Genomic DNA, 1,296 nt, shown 5'->3' with positions numbered 1-1,296 from the left:
TACGAAATCTGTGTAGAAAAGAGAGGTGATTTTCAATGTTGACGAGATCTATAGTCTCTGCGTATAAAATAACCTTAATCCCCTCTTTTGTGCTTTCTAATTTATATTGTTTAAGTTAACATATTTATTATAATGCTAAGTTAAGCCGTATATAATTTATTGCTAGCTTCTCGCTTACTTACGAAAGTCCTTGCGGACTTTCTTGGTCGGTAATTATTTACTAAATTAGGTGCTTGAAACACGCAACAAACCATATACAACAACGTTGGCATTCATTTAAATCAGAACCTTGAACGAACTTCATCAAATAGAACCAAAATATTCAAAAACTGAATTAACTGAATTCAAAGACGAAAATCAGTTTATGGATGCTTATGTTGAATTATTAAAGCAAACTATTACTTTATTATTTCTAATAGTTGGAGAAAGATATTGCGAAGGAAAAGAAGGAATTCCAAGAAAAATTAATCGGAATGAAGCCATAATTGGAGGAAACCTAACTCGGTTGATAAAATTAAACACTTCATTTCTTGAAAATATTTGTAATGGTAAATTAGAAATATGTTGCATTCTTAATAGATGTATTGCTGAAACTGCTATTAACACACAATTTATGATAGTTGAAGGAGAAGAAAATGTACTGAAAAATTACATTAAGTATTCTCTAATAACCGAAAAGCAATTGTGGAATACGATTAAAGAAAATGTAAAGGATAGAAATGTCGAAAAATTACATATTGAAGAAAGAATGCAAAAGTCAATTGAAAGGAGTTTTAACTCTTCTGATTTTGATTTAGAAAATGTAAACAGAAGTTCAAAATGGAAGTCAATTTCAAAAAGAGCAGAAAGTGTTGCAGGAGACCAATTTTATAATATTTTTTATGGTATCGGAAGTCATTCAATTCACGGAAATTGGCAAGATATATTATCCAATAATTTAACAAGAGAAGATGACGAATTTAAAGTAAACCTTGAATGGAATAGACCAAGACCACAAATAATGGATGGAGCAATCGGAATGAATTTATTATTGACCAAATCTTTCGTTGAAAAAGAGAATTTAAAAGAGTCAAAATCTTATCTTGAAAAGACAGAGCTTTTAATTAATTATCAATCTGATTTACTGAATGAACACGAAAAATATCTGAAAAAATAAAAAACGAAATGCCAACAAAGTACTGTGGTAAAAAACAAGTAAAATTCACTTAATTTTTCACCAACACACTTCTGAAAGTATCGTCATATATTAACCCAGATTTGGCGATTGCAAATGCCTGTTTTAAAAGCTTATTACAA

1 protein-coding gene is annotated in these 1,296 nt (G+C 29.3%); it reads left to right on the top strand.

What is annotated here, in order from left to right:
- The first annotated feature begins 289 nt into the window (after positions 1-289).
- Positions 290-1,156, top strand: coding sequence for a DUF5677 domain-containing protein (locus tag ES045_RS16185; protein WP_147117310.1), 867 nt, complete (start codon positions 290-292; stop codon positions 1,154-1,156).
- Positions 1,157-1,296 lie beyond the last annotated feature (140 nt).

This window comes from Polaribacter sp. IC073 (genome assembly GCF_007997075.1).
GTDB lineage: Bacteria > Bacteroidota > Bacteroidia > Flavobacteriales > Flavobacteriaceae > Polaribacter.
This window is presented reverse-complemented; position numbering and strand designations above follow the sequence as displayed.